Origin of the sequence: Acinetobacter geminorum (assembly GCF_013009345.1) — a bacterium.
Lineage (GTDB): Bacteria > Pseudomonadota > Gammaproteobacteria > Pseudomonadales > Moraxellaceae > Acinetobacter > Acinetobacter geminorum.
Genome location: NZ_JABELE010000010.1, coordinates 21,861 through 41,812, shown reverse-complemented (window position 1 = coordinate 41,812; position 19,952 = coordinate 21,861). Strand labels below are relative to the sequence as shown.

The following is a 19,952-nucleotide window of genomic DNA, read 5'->3' as shown; positions in this document are numbered from 1 at the left end:
TTTTTAAACTCCTATACAGTGAATTAATAACGTTTTAAAAGAGGAACCAAGAACAACGACCCGATGACAGCGACAGCAGCCAAGAAGGTAATTCCTAAATTAAAACTGTGTGTTTGCATCACGATGTAACCGATAAGAACAGGCGCAATTGCACTTGCAAAATTACCTAAGCCGTTAAATATTCCACCCGCAGTCGCCCCTACATTTGAGGTCGTGACTCTTGCAAGCAGAGCAAATACAGCTGCTACTCCAAAACCCCATGCCATAGCACTTAAAGACATGGCAGCAATAATCAATAATGGCTCAGTCATAATGACCATCACATACATGAAGATGCCCGCGAGTAATAAACCGCTAAATACTTGAATTGCGCGGCGGCCTAACTTGTCAGATAAAAACGCACCGATAATTTCGCCAATTAACATGGCAATGAATGGAAAACTTGAATACATCCCAAACTCTTTGAGATTGAATCCTTTGTCTTGCATTAAGTAAGAAGGAACCCAGCTGTTTAAGCCCCACAAATACGTCATCAACGCAATGTTAAAGAGACAAACCAGCCAGAATGCGCTGTTGCTGAGCAGCAATTTAGTATTGGCAATGTGACCTTTGAAATTAGTGCGTTTACTCTCGCCCTCAATTTCGACAGTTTTCTTGAGCTGCAAGTTACGCAGACCAAAAACAATGCTAAAAATGGCAATCAGGGTTAGCGCAGCCATCACAAAAAAAGTGGTGTGCCAGTCGTGGTGAGCTAAAACATTTGCAGTGATCGGGAACCCAAGGAATGCACCTATCGGTGTTCCAAGTAAGAACATGGTAGAAGCACGTGCCTGCTGACGGTCCGTATAAGTCTGCTTAACAATGGTGTATGCCAAGGCAAATAACGGGCCTTCTGCTAAACCAAGCAGTACACGTAAAACCAGCATGCCTGAATAACTAGTGGTGAACCCCATACAGAACATGAGTACGCCCCACGACGTTACGCTCCAGAACAGCATTTTCTTTGGGTTAAAGATGTCACCCAAAAAGCTCAGAAAGACTGATGAAAAACCATAAGCAAGTAAGAAACTTGTCATGAGCCATCCGAGCTTGGCCTTATCTTCAGCAATTCCCATTGCACTTTGAAAATGAGGATCTGAAAATAAAACCGCAATACTAATCTTGTCGAAAAACGCCAGTACCACACACACCATAAGGACAAAAGCAGGTACCCAATGCTTCAATCCACTTTTTTCTTCATTACTCATGTGTCATTCCTTCGATTTGGTAATGAGAACCAGATTTAATGTTTACGGTTTTAACTTCATGACATTAAATTCAGCATCTGCTAATAGTTTTGGATCTAAAACGGTGTTAGCTTGCATCCAACGTTTTGCCAGTTTGACCAGTTTAGAATCATTAATGGCAATCATGTTGAGCAAACGATTTTCATGGTCCAGATATAAATAGCTCACCTGATCTTCACCACCTTGGCGAATCACCACTTCTTTGGTTTTTTCAGGTTGATACGTACCTAAAATCTGGATATTAAAGTGATATTGATCTGACCAAAGCCATGGAATATCGGTATATTCAGTTTCAATGCCGAGCATCGACTTTGCTGCTGCAATCGCCTGATTTTGTGCATTTGCCCAAGACTGAATGCAATAACCCAAACCCGGATGAATCGCGACATCACCTGCGGCATAAATGTTTTGATCTGAAGTTTGTCCAAAACAATTCACCACAATGCCATCTTTCACATCGAGACCAGCATGTACACCTAACTCTTTGGCAATCTCAGCGCCTGCACCTACCACGACACAGTCAAATAACTGACTATTTTGTGGGTGATTCACCACTTCAACTTTTTGATATGGCGCTTCAACTAAATGAAGACTCTTGCTGTCTAAATGAATTTTTGTACCTTGAGTTTCATGCATATTTTTTAAAAATGCAGAAACTTCTGGACTCACGCTTCTTGCACATAAACGATCGCCATATTCAAATATATGAACATCTTTACCTTGCTTACGTGCAGTTGCAGCAATTTCTAAACCAATCCAGCCACCGCCAATCACAGCGACATTTTTTGCATTCTTTAAAATTTCAGCCAAACGTTCACAATCATGCACATTGCGTAAAGTCACAACATTTGGAATGAACTGCCATGTATTGACGGGTACACGCGCACGGCTTCCAGTTGCGATCAGCAATTTGTCATACGGCAAAACCTGACCACTTTCTAAATGAACCTGTTTTTGCTCACGATCGACTTTTGTCGCAATTTCTGGTTTATGCCATTGAACGTTGAACTCTTGAACCTGTTCAGGAGAGAACAGATTCAAACTTTCATACGTTGCTTCTTTTGAAAGTACTTGCTTAGACAGTGGCGGACGCTCATAAAACACTTGATCTTCATTTGAAACCACGTGAATTTCGCCCACATACCCATTTTGACGCAAGGTACTTACTGCCCAACCCGCTGCCTGTCCGGCACCTACAATTACGATCTTTTCCATAGCCATCTTCCTTGTAAAGCAATACCTGTTAAACAGGCTTCACCTGACGGCGGGTTGTGTCATCAAGACCACCTTCAATCGCCCATTCAGTGAAAAGCTCTAGACGATGTTCTTCTACACGTGGTTGCCATTCTTCTGTCAAATAATCATCGTTGGTGTAATATTCAAATGCACCACCTAATGGTGAGTTGACGTACCAGAAATACGCAGAAGAAATTGGGTGACGTCCCGGTCCAATAAAGGTTGACCACTCCGAACGATTCATATTTAAACCGCCCCCAATCACCTCATGGATATCGCGAACAACAAATGCAACGTGATTTAAGCCAGCAGGTTTATTTGGAACACTGAGCAAGAATAAATCATGGTGATAACCTTCACCGCGGCAACGTAAGAATGCACCGCGATTTTTGTAAGCATCAGATAAATGGAAACCTACTTTTTCAATATAGAAGTTTTCAGTTGTTGCCAAATCCGGTGTGAAGAACACCACATGTCCAATCGCAACAGGTTGACCTTTTTCATAGACAGGACTTGCTGCATTCACACGTTGAATGTTGCCGTATTGGTTAATACCTTCCGTTTTAAGTTCAGGTACTTCTTTAACAAAACTTTGTTCAAAACGAATGGTCATGCCATTTGGGTCAATACACTCAACTGTATTTTCAGTACGTTTAAAACCTTCTACATCGGCCAAACGAGCTGCCAAGTCTTCAAGGTCTTGAGCACTATCAACGCCCCAAGTCACTTCACGTAAAGTTGAACCTTGTTCAATAGCAGTCGGCAAACGCTCATCATCACAATTAAATAGATAAATCTTGCTACCATTTTGGGTTTGGTAAAGATCAGTACCTTCAATATCCGAAGTACTTTGGCTTAAACCAAAATCTGCCAAAAACTTGTTTGAAGCGGCTCTATCTTCAACTCCAAACTTTAAAATCTCGATCCCTGTAATCATTTGACTACTCCTTAGTTAAAGACAAAACCGCCATTGACCGGAATATTTTGACCTGTCACAAAAGAGGACAAATCCGACAGTAGATACAATGCTGTTCCATTTAAATCTTGTGGAAGTTGCTGACGTTGAATCGCTCTTCCGTTGACATATAAATCGTGACGTTCTTGAGGCACATACTCGGTTGCTTCAACCAGAGTAAGGCCCGGTGACAATGTATTGACACAAATATTAGATTGTCCCAACTCTCTTGCCATTGAACGCGTCATGGCAACAATTGCACCTTTACTTGCCACATAAGCCATTAGATTCGGTGCGCCCCAAAGTGCTGTATCGGAAGCAACATTAATGATCTTGCCTGCAGCCGATTGCTTTAAATGGGGCACGCATGCCTTACTAATCAGCCATGTGCCTTTCACATTAATATTCATGACCCGATCCCAAAGTTCAGGATCGTAATCAATCATATTTTTTCCACCGACATTGGTCGCCAGTGCCGCACAGTTCACAAGGCCATCTAGTCCTTGTAATACTTCCACGCTTTTTGCAACCGCATTTTCAATAGAGTCTGCATTGGCAAGGTCAACGGTGACAGCATGAACGTTTAGTCCTTGTTGTTGTAACACTTGTGCTTCTTGTTGTACCAAGTCAGACAAAATATCTGCCATCACAACTTCAGCACCTGCCTCGGCAATGGCTTGAGCGAAATCTCTACCTAAACCACGCGCAGCACCAGTCACTAAAACTTTTTTGCCTTGCAACAACGCTACATTAGCCATGAGCTTCTTCCTGCATCTCGATACGGTTTGATGCATTTAGTGCAGCAATTTTCTTTAATTGCTTCTCAGCTTCTTTTTTCATTAAACGGCGTAAACGTGCAAGACCAACATCGTGTTGATAGAGGAACTCTTTTTCACGCGCATTTGGCGCAAGGTTTTCTAAAATAATTCGGTCTTGTTCTAATACATCCCAATGCAATTGTTCTAAGTGATTGCGATATAAGAAACGCCATACATTACGTTGCCAACCACTCACCTTACGGCAGCGCCAGAAAAATACGCGAGTATTGTTGGCATCAATTGGCGTTGCATAACCTACAATCCAAAATTCGCCACCTGGACCAAATTGTTTACGGTATGGAATTGAAAGGCGTAACCAGCTTGCACCTGTTGAACCATATTCAACCCAGTCAAAGTTCACACCTGTTTGACCTTCTTTTTCAAAAACAAAGCCATTATCGGTGGTACGGTGCTTCATCTCTGCAGTACGTTCACCATCTGCCATCGAGTGCGATGTCGCGTGTAAATAGGTCCCATGCATTGGGTCCATCACATTATCAATCGCGTATTGATGGTTTACTTTCCAGTCTGCTTGGCAAAGGAACGCACTCCACTCTTCACTTGCAAGTTGCTCCGGGAACTCAAGCGGTGCTGGTTGTTCATTTGCATCAATACCAAACCAGATAAAGATTGCGCCATGTTGCTCAATGACAGGATAGTTCTTTAAACATTTAGTTCCGGTCATTGGACATTCATGAACCGCTGGCACATCAGCAACTACACCATCAGCACGAACTTCAACACCGTGATACCAGCAAGCAACTCGGTCACCCAAGTTCCAACCAAGGGAAAGACGAGCACCGCGGTGTGGACAGCGATCTTCAAGTGCATGCACCTGACCTTCGGCATCACGCCAAACCACAATGTTTTCACCTAAACGGGTAATTCCGACTGGATTAGCAGCGACTTCCCAACTTGCTAAAACTGGATGCCATTGGTCACGTAAACCAAGTTCTAAATATTCTTCAGCGCTTTGTGAAGTTGATACGATTGCGTTCATTTTATTCTTCCCTGAATCAATAACCTAAACGTTGCATTTCTTCTGTAAAGCTTGCAGAAGTCCATTCATCACCAGATTCACAGCGGAAACCCTGTTTATTAAGTGCAGAAACAACGTCATCTAACTCTGTTGCGCCCGCAGAAAATGCCTGAATCAAGTTTTTTACAAAATCCTGTTCATAGAGCGTTGGTTCTTTATAACGTGTCTGCCAAACCAACAATTCAGATTGACCTGGAATTTGAATATTGTTGATACCTGCTTCGGTTGCCGGCGTTGCATGAATCCAGCTTGCCAACTTTTCATTAAATGTCTTCATTGTTCTGCTTCCTTGTACATGTGAGGACTAGAGTTGAATTTGAATATCCTGTCCTTCAACACGAACTGGGTACGTACATAGGTTTCTACACCCTGGCCCACTTTTTAGCTCACCTGTTTGAATGTCAAAAATTGCTTCGTGCAATGGACATTCAACAGTCTGATCTTCGATAAATCCTTCGGTTAATAAGGCATACGCATGAGGGCAAACATTTTCGATAGCAAAGTAATTTTCATCGACGAAAAATACGCCTATTTTTTTCCCTTCAACTTCGATGGCTTTCGGCTCATCTTCGCTAACGTCACCCTGCTGACAAACTGAGATCCAACTCATACCTTGCGTCCTCATTTTGTTTTATATACAAAACATAATTTGATTTTCAAAACACAAGCTAAGCATAATCCCCTTGATCATTTTTTGTCAAAGTAAAAATAAATATAAAATTCATTGTCTTATTAATTTTTAAATATTTTGTTACGTTTCAAGAAGGAAACAAAGTTTTAAATATAAAAATTGTTTTATGCATTTTTAACAATTACAATAGTTATAAAATAAAGCAGCATGCCCCAAATTGAATCATGTTTTATTTATAGGAAAATGACACGAATGAGCATAGCAATTGAAGAAGATTCGCACGAATCGGAAACAACAAAAAATGATGACCGATATTTAGTTCCCGGACTTGTACGGGGTTTAGCTATCTTGCAAGCATTTAATCAACAAGCGCAAGAAATGACCATTACAGAAATTGCTGAAATTTTAGAAGTGAACCGTTCTAGTGCATTTCGTCTGATTTATACACTCGAATCTTGCGGTTATTTAAGAAAAGCATCTCAAAAAACTTATGCTCTCGATTCCAAAGTCATGGAACTTGGTTTTAACAGTTTATCTAAACTTTCATTACTTGATTTATCGACACCTTTAATGAAAGAACTACGTGACCACACCAAACTTGCGGTACATCTTTCTATTTTAGAAGGCACTCATATTGTCTTTGTAAATAATATCCAGTCGATGGGAACCTTTACGAGCAACATTAGTTTAGGAACTCGCTGGCCTGCCCATGCAACCGTCATTGGTCAAATGCTTTTATCTGATTTACCTGAAACTGAAGTACGTCAGCGTTACCGCAATTTTAGCGATTGGGACAGTTTCTCTGAACTGACGCCAACCAATTTAAAAGCTTTATTGCAAAGACTTTCTTATGTAAAAACTCAAAAAACCATGATGAGCTGGGGTCATTACAATCATGATATGGCAGCGTGCGCGGCGCCTATTTTTAAACAGTCAAATGGTAAAATGGTCGCTGTTATCTCTGTAAGTTGTCCAATTACCACTTATGATGAAAGAACATTTAAAGAAGATATCGCAAACCTAGTTCTTGAAACAGCGAATAAAATTTCCAAATTTATTTATTAAAAAAAAGCGACGTTAAGTCGCTTTTTTTTAGATTTTATTTCATAAGTTAAAAGTTACTTTTTAAAACGTTCCCATTCATATCTTTAAAGATAATTGTCGAATTATTTTCTTTAATATCAAATCTTAAATACTGTTTTTTAAACTGAATAACTGCATAAAACTCTTCAGCACCATCATCTAAACCTGTCGCAGAGACCTGAGTACCTTGTGGAAAACCGTTGAGCCACGCAGCGTTATAAAAATCAGATACAGAATTAAAATCTATATATTTTGCAGGCTCGGCCATAATTTTTTGGGCCATCACATCAAACTGTTGCTGCTTATATATGACTAAATCCAGGATCATGGTTATTCTTAAAGGTTAATCATTAGCAGTCATCAATAGAGTGCGTATAGTAGTGTAATTTTCCATTACGGAAATGAAAATGTAAGCCATCATTACTACCTTCCCAAGGAAATATAGAGTAAGTATGATTTTCAGATATAACTATTTGCTTACCAAAAAACTTTTTAAACTCATTCTCGGTAGTTAAATGATTAAATAATCGAGAACCATACTTTAGACCATTTTGCTGGCTTACATATACCTTATCTAAAGATCCCGTAGAGAGTATCACTCCATCTTCATATACCCATTGATCTGGAAAATAACCACCATTGCATTCATCAGCCTCACCTTTAATAACCTGCTTTGGCTTTTTCAGGTTATTTAAAGGAATATCAAAACTGTTCAATACTTTACCATGCCATAAAGGTTTAATATTTACTTGCGCATAAGAGGTCGTTGCTACTAAGAAACCAATACAAAATAAAAATATATGAGTTAAATTTTTCATAAAAATCCAGAAATTAATTATTTAAAAGTTTTGTGCCTTACTCTTATTGATGATCAAACCTTTTTGTTTGTCTTTCATAATGATTAAGGGAGATCCAACTTTTGTAGTTTTGGTATTATCCAAATATTTTTTCTTCTGTAAATAAATCTGTTTGTCTTTAATAGAGCTATCTATGGAAGTTTCATCATCCGTATAATAAGAAATATCTTGTGTATAAATATTTGACCAGTCCGCTATCCAAAAAATAATGAAATTTCCACCACGCTCCTGATAATTGTCTATAGCAAAGGTTTCAGAATCAATTTTATGTATGGTCTGGCCAGCTATTGAGGATATATCCTGAGTTTGCGCTTTAAAATAATAGGTTTTATTTTTATCTAAATTGATAGCAAATACACTATACCCTAGCGCATCAGCTATATTAGGCATAAAGCAAGAATAGCTTTGTATTTTTACCTGTGAGGACTGTATAACTAATTTATTATTTTCAACAGGTTCATCTTTCTGACATGAATCAGGTAATTTACCGAGCTGATTTAAAGGTACAGCATTAACCTGAGCATTTGCATATCCAGAACAAAGAAATAAACAAAATAAAAGTTTTTTTAAAGTATGAGTCATCAAATAATTTCCAAAGAGGATTATTGTTTTAATATTTTCTCATAAATCAAACAGATTTTTTCAGATCTATATTATCAATCTGCTTTCTTTTAACCTTTTCCCATTGATACCAACCATAAGCTGCCATCAAAACAAATGCTGCATACAAAGCGGCTGTTAAAAATAAATCTTTATAGATGAACATACCGACATAAATAATGTCGACAAATACCCAAAGTACCCAAGTCGCAATATGTTTTCGGCTGGTCCAATACGTTGCAAGCAAACTAAATGCTGCAAGTTGAGAGTCGAGCATAGGCACTGCTGCATCGGTAAAGTTTTTAAGAATTAAGCCAAAAAGCAAGCCACCTACCGCGGCAATGGTCATTTGGATGACAGCGGTTTGAACTGCAATCGGTTCAATTCGAATATCGTGATCTTGCTGCTTTCTTTTAAGCCAGTAGTAAAAGCCATAAAAATTTACCACCATAAAAAAGAACTGCAAAATCGTTTCGCCATATAGCTTAAATTCGTAAAACAAATAGGCATATAAAACAAAGGCAAAGAAATTAAACAGCCAACACCACATATTACGGATTACCGTTAATCCGACTCCAATCAGGCTAATCAAGACCGCAAAGATTTCTAGAGGTGACATAAAACAGCTGCTTATTGAGATCAATTTGACGAGGTATTATGAGAAAAATATAAAGCGAAGCAAACTGCTAATTTAAATAAATAATGGAAATTAAGGTTGTCTGAGGTTTTACTCTTTTCTAATGCTGTCGATTTATCTCAATACACAGACAAAACAAATACTGATCGAGTCATCAACAAATTATATTTGCTAGTTTTTAAATGATTGTTTAAAACATGATTAAAGACGAATAAAGAGCATGACAATATGTCAAATCAAGAAGGAAAAGTCAGCCGTGAAACTCGCGGGCATATTTTTTTAATTGGTCTAGATCGGGCAGCAAAACGTAATGCTTTTGATAGTCACATGATCAAAGACTTATCACTAGCACTCACTGAATATGAAAATAATGATGCCCTGCGCTGCGCGGTTATTTTTGCTCATGGGGATCATTTTACAGCTGGTTTAGACCTAGTTGAGTTACAACCTAAACTCGCTACAGGTGTTTTTGATTTTAGTGAAAATGAGATTAACCCTTGGGGCACAATCGGCCAAAAGCTCAGTAAACCTTTGATAGTAGCGGTACAAGGTTATTGTTACACCGCTGGTATAGAACTATTTCTCAACGCAGATATTGCGATTGCGAGTGAAAATACCCAATTTGCTCAAATGGAAGTTCAACGTGGCATCTTACCTTTTGGCGGAGCAACTGCACGTTTTATTCAAGCCGCAGGTTGGGCCAAAGCCATGCGTTATTTACTCACTGGTGACTCTTTCGATGCAAAAGCAGCATTTGACATGAACCTGATTACCGAAATATGCCCAGAAGGCTCTCAGCTCAACCGTGCAATAGAACTTGCTGAACATGTTGCGCAAGCTGCTCCTCTTGCTGTAAAAGCGACTCTCGCCTCTGCTCGCGAAGCTATTAACGAAGGGTACGAGGTTGCCTTTAAGCAATTGCAAAGCCATCTTCAACCATTGCTCACCACAGAAGATGTTCAAGAAGGTGTTTTTGCCATGTTGCAAAAAAGACCTCCTGTTTTCAAAGGTAAATAATACCTGCACAAGCACTGCACTCTACAGTTTAAAACTTATGGATATAGCGAAATTAGTGTAAAAAAAGGCCACATGATGCGGGCTTTTTTTCATTAATATGCTTTATTCAACTCTAATGATTTTACCTAGTTCATCATGGTGAATGACTGTAATTTTCTGACTACGTCCCTGCTCAATTTCATGTTCAGGTAAATCAAAATAGCGCGCATAATCATCTGTCTGTTTTGCTTTAAGCGCATTACCGCCAACACGATGCTCAGGCAGCACATGACTCCACAATAATAAACAAATTGCACAGCCAATTAATGCGGTAATGCCATGTTCAATGCCTACACCAAAAGCACTAAACAAACGGTGAACTAAATGTGTTTTTTGGAGTTCAGCCAATACCCAGATCAGTACAAATGGACGCCACAGCAACAACCAAACCGCCCACATCATGGCCGTGCTTGTTGTAGAAGCATAGCGTTTATGCCATGGTAATTGACGGCGTAAATCAATAATCAACGAATTTGTCTTCATTTCTCTCTTTACCTAACGAAGTGTTGCGGTTTTCCCCAGACATCAATACAGCACGATCTTTAAAATCTCATGACTCTTGCATTTCATCCACGAATGCCCCGATCCGGGCTCACCCAACGCGCACGTTTCTCATCTCCACGTTTTAAAACTTTTGGAAATGCCACAATAGTTGCCGAGATGGTGATTAGCCAAAAGACCAATGGATACCAGATCATCCAGAAATAGTTTTTTCCTAGATGTGGTTCATAACGACTATCCATCCATTTGCTTAAAGCAAACTGAATGAGACAGGTTGCCCCCAATAAAATACCGCTACCATACGGTAAAAATGGAGAGCTCACAACGGCTAAAGCAGGGACCGGTAAAATAAAATGTACCAACCATAATAAAGCCATCGCCAACATTAAATATGACCAAACTAAGGTTAAGCAAAGCTCAAACATTAAAGGCCATAAAAAATTTAATTTTGGCTTAGTGAACACATCAATATTTTTAATTAATACCTGTGCCCCACCCATAGCCCAACGTAAACGCTGTTTCCACAAACCATTTAAAGTTTCAGGCATTAAAATCCAGACTAAGGCATTCGTTTCAAAACGAATGTCCCACCCTGCACGCTGCAATTTCCACGTAATATCGATATCTTCAGTCAACATATTTGGTGACCAATAATCGACTTGGTGAACAGCGCTCTTACGAAAAGCCGTAATTACACCCGATACGGTAAATAAGCGTCCAAAGGTACGTTGTGCACGTTTAATCATGCCGACAATCGAAGAAAACTCACCAACCTGAATACGCCCTAATAAAGTTGAGCGAGTACGGATACGTGGGTTACCCGTCACAGCTGCAACTGTTGGATTTTCCTGAAAATGACGAATCATCCACTTTGCTGCATGAGGATCAAGTAAAGCATCGCCATCAATACCAATTAAAAACTCGGCATCAGTCATTAAGCTTCCGGCTTGTAACCCCATGGCTTTACCTTGGTTTTGAGCCAAATGAACAACACGAAGTTTTTCATGTTGTGCTGCTAAACGGTCGAGTACCTCACCTGTATTGTCCGAGCTACCATCATTAATCGCAATCACTTCAAAATGAGGATAGTCCAGTTTTAACGCATGGCTAATAGTTTCTTCTGCATTATCCCCTTCATTAAAACAAGGAATTAACACAGCGACTTTTGGATAACTCTCTAATGGAGCAGGTTGATCGTAAGGCGGAGCCTGACGTTCTTTCCAATAGAAAATGATCGCGCCAATCATCCATAAATACGACATGAATAATGGATAATAGAAAACGAATTTTAAGGCATGCGACCATATTGCAGCAAAGATTGTCATGTTTTAGCCTCAACTACGGCACAAGACGAGATGATTTTTCAGCAAATGCTTTATGCATAGTGTCCACATCCGGATGATCTTTAATTGGGTCATCTGGGTAATATCCGACATGCATTACACCTTGCTGATAAAGAGAATGAATTGTTGCTGCCATTTCAGCTGAAGGTACCTTTTCGTTTTTACGCCAATCGGTTGCCTGTAATTCAAAAACGGTTTTCTTCATGCCATTTGGATATTGTTTCACGCGATCAACCATATCTTTATAGAACTGATCAGCATTATCTACCTGTTCCATATAAGGCATTGCCATAATAGCCGTAAAATCATAACGTTTTAATGACTCTTCAAGCGATTGTGAATACCAGTTTTCTGCATATGGTTTTAAAGCAACTTGCGCGTATAAGTTACGTGCGGTGAGCAAGAACGGTTCATATTGTCGCACGTCATCAACGAGTTGCATTGCAAAATCATCTAGATATTTTGTCTTATATGCCGTCCATTTTTGCAAATCTTGGTCGTTATCACGGATTTTTGCCAAATCTGTTGGCAAGCCTTGTTTTGCATAGGCTTTTAATGCTTCTGGGCTTGCATCTTCATAGTCAGATAAGGTGACATCATCATGGAATAAAATGCCGTTAAATGAAGATGACTTCGCCAAATCTTGATAAATCTCGCGAATAGTTTGGCGCGCCTCTGGTGAAAATGGACTTAAACGGATATAACCCATATTAAGGTGTTCACCGGATTTTGCCTGTTCTGTCACAACTAAGTCTTTAGAAACTGGATCAGTTTTTGGTAGTTCCCATGCCAATAAAGGCATCCACGCATAAATACGACTTACAGGCGTACGCGTTTGAATTTGCCATGCAACACGGTTAAACAAGTCAGCACGCATTGGAATATGGCGGTTCGGAAAATACACCATATCAGCAGAGCCATTCGCATCTGGATCTGAAAATGCTTGTAAATAGACAGTATTTACACCCATCGCATTAATTCGGTCTAACAAATGACCTAAATTACGTTCTTGCTGTTTCGGATCCGGGTCATAAATATAGTCCAGATCGACATGCATAATTTTTTGCGGACGGTTGTTATCCGTTAAATTCAATTCACGATTTTTAATTTCTTGAGCCAAATCATCAGTCGTCATATCGCCTTCTACCAAAATACGGCTCATATTTTGAAGAGATTGTTTTGCGTGGTCTGCCCCATCATCAAGTGTAATGGTAATTGGCATACCAAGCTTTTTAGCAATTTGAACTGTTTGCATATTATAGCGACCATAAGGCCAGACCATAATACGTGGTGAACGCAAGCCATGAGCTTTGAGTAATTCGTTATTTTTCTTTAAGTCATTATAGATACGTGATTGATACTGTTCATCGTTTTCATAAGTTTGAGTTTTAGCGTCATAAAAACGAGTTGTTGCAGCAGGTTCAGAGTTGCCTTGTGGATTGCCTGTAATACCGCGGTGCAAATGGTAGCTATGGCTTGCAATCTCTACAAAGCCACTATCTTGCATTTCTTTCAGCTCAGGCCAGCTTAAGATTTTATCGCGTGGAATTTCTTCCCCTGAAAAATCGACTTTCTGCCCTGCTTTTGGCTCTAACCATGAACCAACCACTGCAAGGACAACAGGGATTTTTTTAGCTTTAATGACAGGATAAGCATTTTGATAAAAAGATTGATAACCGTCGTCTACAGTTAATAGAACAGGTTTTGTAGGCAGTTGAAATTTACCTTGATGAGCACGGATCAACTGATCAACCGTAATAAAATGGAATCCATTTTTTTGCAGCCATTCAACATGCTGTGTAAATTGTTGCGTCGTTACTGCATATTGAGGAATTAATGCATTTTTAGTATCGGTAATTTCATGATAACCAATCACCGTAAGTGTTGATGCGTCCAGTTTAGGTGGTTTGGCTAATGCCATACCCGACAAGCCAGCCAAAGCCAAGCCAATTGATATGTTCAACAAAGGAGATGCAAAGCGGATAATCATGAAATAGCGTCTCAATAACAATATAGATTATTTATGCGAAGTTTGATTTTTAGAACGCAAACTTTTTTGAAATTTGGTCTTAATATCATCCTGCCCACAAATGAACAGTTTTTCAGTTAGCATTTATAATCAAATAATCTGAAAATAATCTTAAATATTCATAAAGCTAAAATATAAATTAATAATGTATTTATATTTAAAGCTCATATAAACAAGAAAGCCCTCTAAAGGGCTTTAAGTTCTTCACTAGTCACGAGTTTTGACATCGAATAATTCAATTTCAAAAATTAAATTAGAATTAGCTGGGATGATCTTACCCATTTTACGCTCACCATAAGCTAAATGAGCAGGTACGATTAATTTACGCTTGCCGCCAACTTTCATTCCCATAATGCCTTGGTCCCAGCCTTTAATTACACGGCCTGTTCCAATCACACATTCAAAATAATTACCGCGATCAATTGAAGAATCGAATTTTGTGCCATCTTCTAACCAACCTGTATAGTGAGTCGTGATTAAAGCGCCTTTAACAGCCTCTTTACCCTCGCCTACTTTTAAATCGATAATTTCTAATTCATTTGACATGGTTTACCCCTTAATCTGAATCTTTAAAATCGCAGTTGGTACTTAGTGTACCAACTGAATCTGTAGAATTTGTTGCGCTTTTCTGTGTTACTGTAACTGTGTCCACACAACAGTTGCTTGACCCTTTTCACCTAAAAGCGTCCACTCGTTGTCCATGACATTTAATTGTAGCTGCATCGTACGTTCACACAGTTGCTCTAGCTCTACTGTACTTTGAGGGGCAATTTGCCAAACCTGAACGTTACTTAACGTTTTAATTTTACTGTTTCGTTTCCACCAGTCTTCGACTTGTGTGCCATAAACGACAATCGCCACTGTTTTACAACGTGCACTGGCTTTTTTGACTTTATCTTCAGATGGCAAACCAACTTCAATCCATGTTTCTAACTGACCCGTTAAATCTTTTTGCCATAACGCTGGCTCGTCAGTTTCAAAAAGGTCTTTAGTAAACTCAAGCTCATCACTTGCGAAACGAGCAAAGGCCATCAAACGAACCATTAAGCGTTCTAAAGTCTCAGAGGGATGCAAGGCAAGCGTCAGTTGATAATCACCATAAATATGGTCATCCATATTGGCAATATTCAAGTCTGCCTTATAAATTGTTGCTTTAAGCGCCATGATTAATATGTCCCAAAATTTGGCGCTAAGGATACTCGATTTTGGATAAGAAATTATAAAAAAACTGAACAATCCAAAGCATAGTCATGTGAAATTTGCATATTCTTCCAAAACGCTCCCTTCCAGTTATAGTTGGCCGGCTTTTTGCTTTAGAGAGAGATATTTTCCTCTTGCTAAAATTGATGACTTATGTGGCTAAAGCTCAAGCGTAGTTTATTTTTACAGGTTCTTTGTGCTCTCTTTCTTGGGATTGCAGTTGGAATCGGTTTCCATGATTTCTCCCTATCTCTCAAGCCATTAGGTGATGGTTTTATTTCTTTAATTAAGATGCTGATTGCACCAATTGTGTTTTGTGTTGTTGTACTGGGAATATATGGTGCAAACGACATTAAAAAAATGGGCAAAGTCGGTGCAAAAACCATTCTTTATTTTGAAGTGGTCACTACTATTGCCTTAATTTTAGGCATTGTTGTGGCCTATGTATTTAAACCGGGCGTCGGTATGAATATCGATATTAGCCATTTAGATGCAAAAGATTTAAGTACCTATACCGAACGTGCCCACGAGATGCATACAGGTTCGGAATTTCTACTCAATATTATTCCGAAAACCTTCACTGCTGCTTTTGCAAACGGCGATATTTTACAGGTTTTATTAATTGCTATTTTATTTGGTGTTTCCCTACTTTTAATTCCTAAACATTTAGCAGAGCTGGTACGTCAAGCGCTTGAAGCTTTTTCGGAAGTCTTCTTTAAAATTATGGGACTTATTATTCGATTAGCTCCAATTGGTGTATTCGGTTCAGTGGCTTATACGACTGCCAAATTTGGTTTAGATTCACTCCTACAATTGGGTTATTTAGTTTTACTGTTTTATGCAACCTGCATTTTATTTGTCGTTATTGTTTTAGGTTCAATTTTAAAACTTACCGGTCTCAATATTTTCAAATTTGTGGGCTATTTTAAAGATGAACTCGCTATTGTTTTAGGTACCGCTTCTTCTGACTCTGTTCTTCCACAAATTATGAAAAAACTCAAAAATTTGGGAATCAAAGATTCAACTGTAGGGTTAGTCATACCTACCGGTTATTCTTTTAATTTAGACGGGTTTTCAATTTACTTAACATTAGCGGTGATCTTTATTGCGCAAGCCTGCAATATTGATTTATCTATGCATGACTTACTGGCTATTTTGCTGGTTTCGCTTATTACATCTAAAGGTGCACATGGTATTCCAGGCTCAGCTTTAGTTATTCTTGCAGCCACACTTTCAGTGATACCAAGTCTCCCTGCGATTGGCTTAGTACTTCTACTTTCAGTGGACTGGTTTATTGGAATTATTCGTGCGTGTACCAACTTAATCGGTAACTGTGTCGCGACCGTAGTGATTGCTCACTGGGAAAAAGATATTGACCATGCGCAAGCTAAAGCTGTGTTAGATAGCAAACCTTAATCCCACTCTTCAGAGAACATTGAATTACTTTTGGTTTAATGTTCTCTATTCTTCAAGCTGACAGGCAAGTAATGCTGTTTCAAAAGCTAACCAATCATGGTTATGTTCGCTAATGATCTCAATCCGGTTATCAATACCCTCTTCGCCCGACTTATAATTAAACTGATCAGGATTAAAGTTAAAAACTTTCCACCCTTGATCTGTGTTAAAAATTCCCTTAATTCGTAGCCAGTCTTGCTGTGCACATAATAAATCAAGCAAAGCGTAAAACTCGAATTTCCAGCGTTTAGGCAATTTCCAACCTGCCACAATATAACCTTGTGCTGACTCGACATAATGATAAGGTAATTGATTAATTTCATTTGCGACTTCGATTTCAGCCATTTGCTTTTGAAGTTTAAGTAAAGGTTGTATAGATCGCTCGGTTAAACGAGCAGCTATATCAATTTTATTTAAAGCTAACTGACCATGTTCAATTTTAAGCCACTCTTGGTGATAAGGTTGGTATTCATCTTTTAATAGCTCAAGCGCCTGATCATCTTCAAAAGTCATCACATCAGTATGTGACACCACCACAATTTGAGCAGCTTTTAACTGATCTTCATAAAGGTTTTGTTTAACCCAATTGGTATCGTGCAAGCGGCTACCATCTACAACAGTAATCAGTGCTCGCATAGCTAAACTACTTTGCCAATGAGGTTCAGTCAGTTGGTCAAATAACTGAAAAGGGTGCCCAAGTCCAGTCGGCTCAATAAAGAGTCGATCTGGCTTTTGTTCACTCAATAGACGGGCTAAAGCAATATGCATAGGCAATTGACTGCTACAACATAGACAGCCCCCTAATAGCTCTTTGACTGCATATCCTTCATCTTGAGGTAAGAGTTGTTGGTCTACTCCAATTTGCCCAAACTCATTCATTAATACAGCCCACACCTCATCTTTAGGCTTTTGTCTTAACAAATGCTGTAATAATGTGGTTTTTCCTGCCCCTAAAAAACCGGAAATAATATGGGTAGGAACAGTTTTTGGGGCTATCAGTTTCACAAGCGGCTCAAATCAACAAGGTATAAAAAACTAAGAAAGGTATATCACTGTTTAAATCGCATGAAAATGTTTTTTCACTTTGAAGATATACTTTTCAAGTATCAGGCCAAAATAGTTAATATGTGACATACATCTCACTTAAAATCTAAATTAACTTTTGATAATTATAATTCAAACGGAATATTCTATTTAGACGTATTCATAATTTATGCCAGAGTGTTAGGTTTACGTAACAAAGTTGACTTTTTTTCACTCGATATGAAATATTTTTTCACATTTTAAGGTGCATTTAAGCCCTTTTATTTTACAGATTGCTCACATAAACGGTCCGTATATTTCATTATTGTTAAGATAGCCGTAATAGATTGTTAAGTTAATTGATGTAATAACGAGCCCGGCTTAGCATGTGTCCTAGCTTAGTCATTCAGCCATACAGGTTTCAGGTATGTATGAACGATTAGGTTTAATTTATTTTTAAATGAAATTTAAGGATGCCATACAATGAAATTAGCTAAAACTTTACTCGCTACTACACTTGCTTTAACTGCTGCTTCAACTTTTGCTGCTTCTAAGCACGACCAAGCACATAACACTGCTGGTGAAGAAAAAGTTGTTGTTTCAACTCAAGAACAAGCAAACACTGCAAATGCTGCATCTGATGCTGTAGGTTCTGCTTCTGAAGCTGCTCCTGCAACTCGTTAATTCTCTCAGCATTCTCCTCCAAGCTCAGAGATAATTTTACTGAAATGAAAAATGGACGCTGAATTTTAGTAAAGAAGAAAAAGGATCGAACCATGCTGCGGTTCGATCCTTTTTTTAATTCGATCTATTTTTTTAAGAAGTTTTCTTATACATGCTACAAGAGGGATTATGGTTTTCTTGAAGACGTAAAACCTTACGATGCTCAGCAGCTTCAAAGCGGCAACGCTTCCATTCTGTATTGAGATTTAATTGAGGTACTTCACATGGCTTGCCTTGTTCATCAACAGCAACCATCGTGAAATAACAGCTATTGGTATGGCGCACTGTACGCTTCTGGATATTTTGTGCTTCAACACGGATTCCGACTTCCATTGAAGTACGGCCTACATGGTTCACACTTGCCAAGAAGGTTACCAACTCACCAACATAAATAGGTTCTTTAAAATTTACTTTATCTACAGATAAAGTCACCACGTAGCCACCCGAATAACGACTTGCGCAAGCATAAGCGACTTTGTCTAGTAGTTTTAGAATCGTACCACCATGAACATTACCTGAAAAATTTGCCATGTCAGGCGTCATCAAAACTGACATCGTCAATTCAGACTGATCATCAGTTGCTGTGGTCATTTCATCTAATGTAGGCATAGCTCAACTCTGTCTTAAAACAAGCTCAGTCAACATTATGGTTGATAATTCACAAAAAAAACATGCTTAAATCCACAACATAGCATCGTATTTTTTAATATCTTTGATTGTTTTTTAAAATTTAATTTTTTAAGGCACTATTTTTAAAGTTATTTTTTAAAGCTATTTTATTTATCTTAGAATTTTTTAGAAGATGCTATGCCATTTTATTCCATATTCAATGGCATAGCAGGTTCTTATGAGTGATTTTACTAAACTTTATTAATGACGCCTGTCACACCATTAATGATCATATCAATGGCGATCGTACCAATTAATAAAGCAGATAAACGCCCGACAATATCAAAATAACGGTCAATATGTTTGGCATGTTTATAGCGTAAATGATCATGTGAAAATTTCATCAAAATCAAAATACTGCAAGTTAAAAACAAGGTGAAGGCAATTACTAGCGCTGCCTCACCAATTGACATTTCAATCCCTGTGACTACAGCAGCGCTAATAGTCCCTGGGCCGATCATAAACGGCATGGCAATGGTGCCAGCCAGATGTTCTGGAGCACCACGCATTTCACCGATGGTGTCGGCACCCTGAAACACATAGCGGTAGCCAATCACCAAAAAGATAAGACCTCCAAAAATCTGAAAGGCTTCAAAACGTACATTCAGATATTTACTAAAAATTGTTTCGCCGCCCCATGCAAATAGCATGAAGACAACAAAAGCAATCAAACTTCCCTGAATCAGTGCTTTATTAAACACCTTAGCTTCTGAATGGCGAATCAGGCCAATCATATAAATGCTCATTAAAAATGGATTGAGCAAAGAGAAAAATAAAGCAAAAGAATGTAGATAAGGAGAAGCCATGCATT

The 19,952-nt window shown here is 38.6% G+C and carries 23 protein-coding genes; 4 read left to right on the top strand and 19 right to left on the bottom strand.

Translation table 11 applies throughout. The features are described from left to right. Positions 1 to 23: 23 nt before the first annotated feature. The 7 genes from HJG58_RS10895 to HJG58_RS10865 are packed head-to-tail and all read right to left on the bottom strand — an operon-like array spanning position 24 to position 5,944. A complete protein-coding gene (locus HJG58_RS10895) occupies positions 24 to 1,247 on the bottom strand; it encodes an MFS transporter (RefSeq protein ID WP_005803015.1) in 1,224 nt (407 codons plus the stop codon). 42 nt (positions 1,248 to 1,289) lie between these two features. Continuing rightward, complete coding sequence (locus HJG58_RS10890; protein ID WP_170248881.1) at positions 1,290 to 2,501, bottom strand: NAD(P)/FAD-dependent oxidoreductase; 1,212 nt, start codon at positions 2,499 to 2,501, stop codon at positions 1,290 to 1,292. Between the two features lie 28 nt (positions 2,502 to 2,529). Beyond that, positions 2,530 to 3,459, bottom strand: a complete 930-nt coding sequence (locus HJG58_RS10885) for a VOC family protein (protein ID WP_069037295.1) — start codon at positions 3,457 to 3,459, stop codon at positions 2,530 to 2,532. 11 nt (positions 3,460 to 3,470) lie between these two features. After that, the gene (locus tag HJG58_RS10880) at positions 3,471 to 4,235 is read right to left on the bottom strand and encodes an SDR family oxidoreductase (protein ID WP_161281796.1); all 765 of its coding nucleotides are present in this window, start codon (positions 4,233 to 4,235) and stop codon (positions 3,471 to 3,473) included. Then, positions 4,228 to 5,295, bottom strand: coding sequence for an aromatic ring-hydroxylating oxygenase subunit alpha (locus tag HJG58_RS10875; protein ID WP_005070727.1), 1,068 nt, complete (start codon positions 5,293 to 5,295; stop codon positions 4,228 to 4,230). The genes HJG58_RS10880 and HJG58_RS10875 overlap by 8 nt, the downstream gene beginning before the upstream one ends. 16 nt (positions 5,296 to 5,311) lie before the next feature. Then, positions 5,312 to 5,611 carry a recombinase-like helix-turn-helix domain-containing protein gene (locus HJG58_RS10870; RefSeq protein WP_170248880.1) on the bottom strand — a complete coding sequence of 100 codons (300 nt, stop codon included), beginning with the start codon at positions 5,609 to 5,611 and terminating at the stop codon, positions 5,312 to 5,314. A gap of 27 nt (positions 5,612 to 5,638) precedes the next feature. Beyond that, positions 5,639 to 5,944 carry a non-heme iron oxygenase ferredoxin subunit gene (locus tag HJG58_RS10865; protein WP_000118513.1) on the bottom strand — a complete coding sequence of 102 codons (306 nt, stop codon included), beginning with the start codon at positions 5,942 to 5,944 and terminating at the stop codon, positions 5,639 to 5,641. A gap of 273 nt (positions 5,945 to 6,217) precedes the next feature. Between HJG58_RS10865 and HJG58_RS10860 the strand changes: the two genes are divergently transcribed. Continuing rightward, on the top strand, positions 6,218 to 7,030 hold the full coding sequence (locus HJG58_RS10860; protein WP_170248879.1) for an IclR family transcriptional regulator: 813 nt from the start codon (positions 6,218 to 6,220) through the stop codon (positions 7,028 to 7,030). Between the two features lie 46 nt (positions 7,031 to 7,076). Here the strand turns inward: HJG58_RS10860 and HJG58_RS10855 are convergent, their stop codons facing one another. From HJG58_RS10855 to pnuC, 4 genes are read right to left on the bottom strand one after another with little or no spacing between them, the layout of a single operon-like run. Then, positions 7,077 to 7,376 carry a hypothetical protein gene (locus tag HJG58_RS10855; protein ID WP_170248878.1) on the bottom strand — a complete coding sequence of 100 codons (300 nt, stop codon included), beginning with the start codon at positions 7,374 to 7,376 and terminating at the stop codon, positions 7,077 to 7,079. A 22-nt stretch (positions 7,377 to 7,398) separates the two neighbouring features. Further along, positions 7,399 to 7,866, bottom strand: coding sequence for a hypothetical protein (locus tag HJG58_RS10850; RefSeq protein WP_118978859.1), 468 nt, complete (start codon positions 7,864 to 7,866; stop codon positions 7,399 to 7,401). A 21-nt stretch (positions 7,867 to 7,887) separates the two neighbouring features. After that, complete coding sequence (locus tag HJG58_RS10845; RefSeq protein ID WP_170248877.1) at positions 7,888 to 8,487, bottom strand: hypothetical protein; 600 nt, start codon at positions 8,485 to 8,487, stop codon at positions 7,888 to 7,890. A 46-nt stretch (positions 8,488 to 8,533) separates the two neighbouring features. Next, on the bottom strand, positions 8,534 to 9,124 hold the full coding sequence (gene pnuC / locus HJG58_RS10840) for a nicotinamide riboside transporter PnuC (RefSeq protein ID WP_170248876.1): 591 nt from the start codon (positions 9,122 to 9,124) through the stop codon (positions 8,534 to 8,536). Positions 9,125 to 9,370: 246 nt separating this feature from the next. On the opposite strand from pnuC, the gene HJG58_RS10835 reads away from it, so the two are divergent. Further along, positions 9,371 to 10,159, top strand: a complete 789-nt coding sequence (locus tag HJG58_RS10835; protein WP_216076561.1) for a crotonase/enoyl-CoA hydratase family protein — start codon at positions 9,371 to 9,373, stop codon at positions 10,157 to 10,159. Positions 10,160 to 10,261: 102 nt separating this feature from the next. On the opposite strand, the gene pgaD is transcribed toward HJG58_RS10835, so the two are convergent. The 5 genes from pgaD to HJG58_RS10810 all read right to left on the bottom strand — a co-directional run bounded on the left by pgaD (position 10,262) and on the right by HJG58_RS10810 (position 15,235). Continuing rightward, the gene (gene pgaD / locus HJG58_RS10830) at positions 10,262 to 10,681 is read right to left on the bottom strand and encodes a poly-beta-1,6-N-acetyl-D-glucosamine biosynthesis protein PgaD (protein WP_216076560.1); all 420 of its coding nucleotides are present in this window, start codon (positions 10,679 to 10,681) and stop codon (positions 10,262 to 10,264) included. Positions 10,682 to 10,764: 83 nt separating this feature from the next. Then, a complete protein-coding gene (gene pgaC, locus HJG58_RS10825) occupies positions 10,765 to 12,024 on the bottom strand; it encodes a poly-beta-1,6-N-acetyl-D-glucosamine synthase (protein ID WP_170248875.1) in 1,260 nt (419 codons plus the stop codon). 13 nt (positions 12,025 to 12,037) lie between these two features. Next, a complete protein-coding gene (gene pgaB / locus HJG58_RS10820; RefSeq protein WP_170248874.1) occupies positions 12,038 to 14,032 on the bottom strand; it encodes a poly-beta-1,6-N-acetyl-D-glucosamine N-deacetylase PgaB in 1,995 nt (664 codons plus the stop codon). 246 nt (positions 14,033 to 14,278) lie between these two features. Continuing rightward, a complete protein-coding gene (locus HJG58_RS10815; protein WP_002117532.1) occupies positions 14,279 to 14,617 on the bottom strand; it encodes an FKBP-type peptidyl-prolyl cis-trans isomerase in 339 nt (112 codons plus the stop codon). Between the two features lie 87 nt (positions 14,618 to 14,704). Further along, positions 14,705 to 15,235 carry a YaeQ family protein gene (locus HJG58_RS10810; protein WP_033848544.1) on the bottom strand — a complete coding sequence of 177 codons (531 nt, stop codon included), beginning with the start codon at positions 15,233 to 15,235 and terminating at the stop codon, positions 14,705 to 14,707. A gap of 189 nt (positions 15,236 to 15,424) precedes the next feature. Here HJG58_RS10810 and dctA point away from each other — a divergent pair, with 189 nt between their 5' ends. Continuing rightward, entirely contained in the window at positions 15,425 to 16,687 is a 1,263-nt protein-coding gene (dctA, locus tag HJG58_RS10805) for a C4-dicarboxylate transporter DctA (protein ID WP_170248873.1), read from the top strand. Between the two features lie 45 nt (positions 16,688 to 16,732). On the opposite strand, the gene HJG58_RS10800 is transcribed toward dctA, so the two are convergent. Further along, on the bottom strand, positions 16,733 to 17,731 hold the full coding sequence (locus HJG58_RS10800; protein ID WP_170248872.1) for a CobW family GTP-binding protein: 999 nt from the start codon (positions 17,729 to 17,731) through the stop codon (positions 16,733 to 16,735). A gap of 501 nt (positions 17,732 to 18,232) precedes the next feature. Between HJG58_RS10800 and HJG58_RS10795 the strand changes: the two genes are divergently transcribed. After that, positions 18,233 to 18,433 (top strand): hypothetical protein, encoded by a 201-nt coding sequence (locus HJG58_RS10795; protein WP_000761577.1) that lies wholly within the window; start codon positions 18,233 to 18,235, stop codon positions 18,431 to 18,433. 132 nt (positions 18,434 to 18,565) lie between these two features. On the opposite strand, the gene HJG58_RS10790 is transcribed toward HJG58_RS10795, so the two are convergent. Then, positions 18,566 to 19,081, bottom strand: a complete 516-nt coding sequence (locus tag HJG58_RS10790; RefSeq protein ID WP_170248871.1) for an acyl-CoA thioesterase — start codon at positions 19,079 to 19,081, stop codon at positions 18,566 to 18,568. 251 nt (positions 19,082 to 19,332) lie between these two features. Continuing rightward, positions 19,333 to 19,947, bottom strand: a complete 615-nt coding sequence (locus HJG58_RS10785) for a MarC family protein (RefSeq protein WP_002117499.1) — start codon at positions 19,945 to 19,947, stop codon at positions 19,333 to 19,335. Positions 19,948 to 19,952: the final 5 nt, after the last annotated feature.

What these genes read in the sequence shown, in the direction of transcription:
- HJG58_RS10845 (WP_170248877.1), bottom strand. Translation starts at nt 8,487, where the DNA reads ATGACTCATACTTTAAAAAAACTTTTATTTTGTTTATTTCTTTGTTCT.
- HJG58_RS10815 (WP_002117532.1), bottom strand. Translation starts at nt 14,617, where the DNA reads ATGTCAAATGAATTAGAAATTATCGATTTAAAAGTAGGCGAGGGTAAA.
- HJG58_RS10895 (WP_005803015.1), bottom strand. Translation starts at nt 1,247, where the DNA reads ATGAGTAATGAAGAAAAAAGTGGATTGAAGCATTGGGTACCTGCTTTT.
- HJG58_RS10835 (WP_216076561.1), top strand. Translation starts at nt 9,371, where the DNA reads ATGTCAAATCAAGAAGGAAAAGTCAGCCGTGAAACTCGCGGGCATATT.
- HJG58_RS10850 (WP_118978859.1), bottom strand. Translation starts at nt 7,866, where the DNA reads ATGAAAAATTTAACTCATATATTTTTATTTTGTATTGGTTTCTTAGTA.
- pgaB (WP_170248874.1), bottom strand. Translation starts at nt 14,032, where the DNA reads ATGATTATCCGCTTTGCATCTCCTTTGTTGAACATATCAATTGGCTTG.
- HJG58_RS10810 (WP_033848544.1), bottom strand. Translation starts at nt 15,235, where the DNA reads ATGGCGCTTAAAGCAACAATTTATAAGGCAGACTTGAATATTGCCAAT.
- pgaD (WP_216076560.1), bottom strand. Translation starts at nt 10,681, where the DNA reads ATGAAGACAAATTCGTTGATTATTGATTTACGCCGTCAATTACCATGG.
- HJG58_RS10880 (WP_161281796.1), bottom strand. Translation starts at nt 4,235, where the DNA reads ATGGCTAATGTAGCGTTGTTGCAAGGCAAAAAAGTTTTAGTGACTGGT.
- HJG58_RS10795 (WP_000761577.1), top strand. Translation starts at nt 18,233, where the DNA reads ATGAAATTAGCTAAAACTTTACTCGCTACTACACTTGCTTTAACTGCT.
- dctA (WP_170248873.1), top strand. Translation starts at nt 15,425, where the DNA reads ATGTGGCTAAAGCTCAAGCGTAGTTTATTTTTACAGGTTCTTTGTGCT.
- HJG58_RS10855 (WP_170248878.1), bottom strand. Translation starts at nt 7,376, where the DNA reads ATGATCCTGGATTTAGTCATATATAAGCAGCAACAGTTTGATGTGATG.
- HJG58_RS10875 (WP_005070727.1), bottom strand. Translation starts at nt 5,295, where the DNA reads ATGAACGCAATCGTATCAACTTCACAAAGCGCTGAAGAATATTTAGAA.
- HJG58_RS10885 (WP_069037295.1), bottom strand. Translation starts at nt 3,459, where the DNA reads ATGATTACAGGGATCGAGATTTTAAAGTTTGGAGTTGAAGATAGAGCC.
- HJG58_RS10790 (WP_170248871.1), bottom strand. Translation starts at nt 19,081, where the DNA reads ATGCCTACATTAGATGAAATGACCACAGCAACTGATGATCAGTCTGAA.
- HJG58_RS10890 (WP_170248881.1), bottom strand. Translation starts at nt 2,501, where the DNA reads ATGGAAAAGATCGTAATTGTAGGTGCCGGACAGGCAGCGGGTTGGGCA.
- HJG58_RS10870 (WP_170248880.1), bottom strand. Translation starts at nt 5,611, where the DNA reads ATGAAGACATTTAATGAAAAGTTGGCAAGCTGGATTCATGCAACGCCG.
- HJG58_RS10865 (WP_000118513.1), bottom strand. Translation starts at nt 5,944, where the DNA reads ATGAGTTGGATCTCAGTTTGTCAGCAGGGTGACGTTAGCGAAGATGAG.
- HJG58_RS10785 (WP_002117499.1), bottom strand. Translation starts at nt 19,947, where the DNA reads ATGGCTTCTCCTTATCTACATTCTTTTGCTTTATTTTTCTCTTTGCTC.
- HJG58_RS10860 (WP_170248879.1), top strand. Translation starts at nt 6,218, where the DNA reads ATGAGCATAGCAATTGAAGAAGATTCGCACGAATCGGAAACAACAAAA.
- pnuC (WP_170248876.1), bottom strand. Translation starts at nt 9,124, where the DNA reads ATGTCACCTCTAGAAATCTTTGCGGTCTTGATTAGCCTGATTGGAGTC.
- pgaC (WP_170248875.1), bottom strand. Translation starts at nt 12,024, where the DNA reads ATGACAATCTTTGCTGCAATATGGTCGCATGCCTTAAAATTCGTTTTC.